Origin of the sequence: Trebonia sp., from assembly GCF_049794275.1 — a bacterium.
Taxonomy (GTDB): Bacteria; Actinomycetota; Actinomycetes; order Streptosporangiales; family Streptosporangiaceae; genus Trebonia.
The window spans coordinates 1-1,549 of sequence record NZ_JBARCR010000508.1 but is presented as its reverse complement, the minus strand read 5'-3'; the positions used below and the strand labels follow the sequence as shown (position 1 = coordinate 1,549).

General features: G+C 72.6%; 3 protein-coding genes. All 3 read left to right on the top strand.

What is annotated here, in order from left to right; genetic code table 11:
* A partial coding sequence (locus WA805_RS13790) for an FHA domain-containing protein (RefSeq protein WP_425242530.1) occupies nucleotides 1-313 on the top strand: 313 nt, incomplete at its 5' end.
* A gap of 19 nt (nucleotides 314-332) precedes the next feature.
* Complete coding sequence (locus WA805_RS13785; RefSeq protein ID WP_425242529.1) at nucleotides 333-1,088, top strand: histidine phosphatase family protein; 756 nt, start codon at nucleotides 333-335, stop codon at nucleotides 1,086-1,088.
* 4 nt (nucleotides 1,089-1,092) lie between these two features.
* Nucleotides 1,093-1,549, top strand: a 457-nt coding sequence (locus tag WA805_RS13780; protein ID WP_425242528.1) for a DUF3090 domain-containing protein, incomplete at its 3' end; no start/stop codon positions are given.

The window sequence follows — 1,549 nt, the reverse complement described above, 5'->3', positions numbered from 1 at the left end:
GTCGCGCCCCGCACGCCCGGCGCCGTCGCGCATCCTGCCACCAGTAGCGCTCGCGTTTCCCCGCGGCGCCGGCGACTCGTTCACCATCGGCAGATCTGCCGAGTGCGACCTGGCGATCGCCGACATGACGGTGTCCCGCGTGCACGCCACGCTCGAGCGCACGGCGGACGGGTGGCTGCTCACCGACCTGTCCTCGACCAACGGCACCCGGGTGAACGGCTGGCGGGCGCGCGGCCGGGTGCCGGTCACGGCCGGGGACGTAGTGAGCTTCGGGAACGCACAGTATTCGCTGCGCGCTGGGGACCGCGAATAGCCCGGTAAAGTCAGGAAGCGTGACAACAGTTCTGCTTGTCCGCCATGGCCTGACGGCCAGCACGGGGCACGTGCTGACAGGCTGGACACAAGGCGTCGGCCTCGACGAACGGGGCAGGGAGCAGGCCAAGGCGCTCGCCGCCCGGCTGGCGCCGGTTCCGCTCGCGGCGATCGTCACCAGCCCGCTCGAGCGCTGCCAGGAGACCGCGGAGGCCATCGCCGGCGCGCGTGACGGCGGCCCGGCCCCGGCCGCCGACGAGCGGGTGGGGGAGTGCCGGTACGGCGACTGGACGGGAAAGCCGCTGAAGGAACTCGAAAAGGACCCGCTCTGGCCGGTGGTGCAGGCGCACCCGAGCGCGGTCAGGTTCCCTGGCAGCGCCGGCGAGTCGATGCTCGACATGCAGCACCGCGCGGTCTCGGCGGTGCGGGACTGGAACGCCAGGCTGGGCAAGGACGCGACCTACCTGGTCTGCTCGCACGGCGACGTCATCAAGGCGATCGTGGCGGATAGCCTGGGTTTGCACCTGGACCAGTGCCAGCGGATCGTGGCCGATCCCTGCTCCCTGACCGTGATCCGCTACACGCCGCTGCGCCCCTTCCTGATCCGGCTGAACGACGTGGGAGGCGCCGTGGATGACCTGCTGCCGCGCCCCGTCGCCCCCGATGGTGCGGGCCACGAGAGCGATGCCGTGATCGGCGGCGGCGCGGGCAGCGGTCCGGACGGCAGCCAAGGCGCCGCCCTCGTTGGCGGCGGGCCTGGCGGCGCGGGAGGATAGGACTATGCCGGTCTATTACTATGACCCGCCGGACAGGTTCGTGGCCGGCTCGGTAGGGCAGCCGGGAGACCGCACGTTCTACCTGCAGGCGACTTCCAGTGGCCGCGTGACCAGCGTTGTCCTGGAGAAGTTCCAGGTAAGCCTGCTGGCCGAACGCATCGACGAGCTGCTCGACGAGGTGCTGCGCCGCACCGGCGGAGACCCCGTCATCCCGGCCGCGGCGCCGGCCGCGCTCCGTGACGACGCCCCGCTCGACCTGCCGCTCACCGAGGAGTTCCGGGTCGGCGCGATCGCGCTCGCCTGGGACAGCGACGGCGACCGGGTCGTGATCGAGGCGCAGGAGGAAAGCGAGGAGCCGGTCGAGCCGCTTGCGGAGGACGTGCCGCCCGACGGCCCCGGCGTGCTGCGGGTGCGGCTCACGCCTGGCGCGGCGCGGGCGTTCGCGCAGCGCGCGCTGCAGC